Below are 1,644 nucleotides of genomic sequence, written 5' to 3' on the forward strand. Positions count from 1 at the left end.
AAATCAGCTATTCTCGGTCAGTAGGACAAATTTTAAGTCGGTGTAGCAGGTATCAGGCTAGGGAAAGGTAACACCTGATGAGCAAAAGCCATCAACGCTGCACGTAAAAACTGCATCACCGAACGCCCTTGGAATCGGCAAGTCTGAGCAGCGCTCAGTAAAATAGCCGTTTCTGCAAACCGTTCCATCGACCGTGACCCGCCACTAACCTTGCGTTTAGTCACAGCCAATCGCAAGGCTCTTTCTGCCAAATTGTTATCGGGAGGAACTTCTGGATGCTCCAGAAAATACCACCACTGCTGGGACTTATTGGTTAAGGAACGCAGAATTTTACCAGCTTGATACCCAGCTAGAGGCCGCAACTGCTTGACAGTTTGTTCTAGACGCAGTTGGAAGCCAGTGACCCACTCTTGGTAAGACTGGCGGTCTTTTGTTTCCTGCCAGCAACGATACTGTTGGAAGGCTTCATCAATCAGTTGCAACACCTCTTCACCGATAGTCACTTGCACAGAGTGACCGAACTTGATTAGTTTCTGGACATGACGCCGCAGGTGAGCCAAACACTTTTGTTGACCAGCAACTGGGTAACCGTTGTATACGCTCAAATCATCGCTGCTGATGACGCCAGAAAAGCTTTTCCCCAATAGGGACTCCAATTCGGCTCTAGAACGAGTGTCACCCGCATGAAACACACAAAACAACTTGTTAGCCGCTACCCATAACCATTCTTTGATGCCTTTGACTACCCAAGGCGTTTCATCTACATGGACGTGGGGCTGCTGTTGCACCCATTGTTTGAGTTCTGACACTGCTGTGGTCAAGGTTTGAGCTACTCTGGAATTGGTCGCTGCCAGTGTCCCAATTCCCACTTCTATACCACCCAATTCCCACAGCAGTTCAGCTTGCTTTTCATAGGGCAGGTGTCCATAATTGCCCAGCCAGCCTAAAAATGCTTGTAAGTTGGCATCTAAATCTTGATGAATCACCTCAGTAGGCCAATCGGCAATAGTTGTTTGCCCGCAACTCCTGCAACGACAACTGTGACGTTGGTACTCTACTACTTCAATCGGTCGCTCTACCAGTTGGGCTACTTGCTGACAACTGATGCTGACGGGTTGACTCACCCAATCAGTGCTGCCACAATGACTGCACACTTGAGGCTTTTGGATCTCATATCGGTCAACTCGACCAAATCCTTTACGGGTTTTTCCGGCATGACCAGGCTGTCCACCTGGCAATCGTTTTGGCTTTTGGTCTGTAGTTGGTTCTGGGGTAGGCTTCTTTTGCGTCGGTTTTTTGAGTAAGTCTGTGGACGGGGGTTTTGATGATGTCTGGCTATCTGTAGCGGCACTAACTTTGAGACGTTCGATTTCTTGTTGCAGTAGCTCTATGACTCTTTGTTGTTGCACCAGCAGTGCTACCAGTTGCTCGACTGGCAACTGTGTTAATTTTTCAATATCTGCTATTTCTGGGACTGCATCTTCACTCATATAGTCAAGATACCAAAAAATCGATGCGGGAATTTCTTTTGCTCTCTCAGCTTACATTTACCAGGGGAGGTAGCCGCCAGTCCTTGATCTGTCCTGGTGCTGCTATCTGTTTTTGACTGGCGGCTACCTCCCCTCCTTCCACCTGAATCCTTAC

1 protein-coding gene is annotated in these 1,644 nt (G+C 48.2%); it reads right to left on the minus strand.

What is annotated here, in order from left to right:
• Nucleotides 1–32: 32 nt before the first annotated feature.
• Nucleotides 33–1,490, minus strand: coding sequence for an IS66 family transposase (gene tnpC, locus MiSe_RS48920; RefSeq protein ID WP_226594765.1), 1,458 nt, complete (start codon nucleotides 1,488–1,490; stop codon nucleotides 33–35).
• Nucleotides 1,491–1,644 lie beyond the last annotated feature (154 nt).

It is taken from the genome of Microseira wollei NIES-4236 (assembly GCF_020521235.1).
In the GTDB taxonomy this organism is placed as follows: domain Bacteria; phylum Cyanobacteriota; class Cyanobacteriia; order Cyanobacteriales; family Aerosakkonemataceae; genus Microseira; species Microseira wollei.

Bases quoted from the DNA above. Each gene is read 5' to 3' on its own strand.
- tnpC (WP_226594765.1), bottom strand. From the start codon at position 1,490: ATGAGTGAAGATGCAGTCCCAGAAATAGCAGATATTGAAAAATTAACA.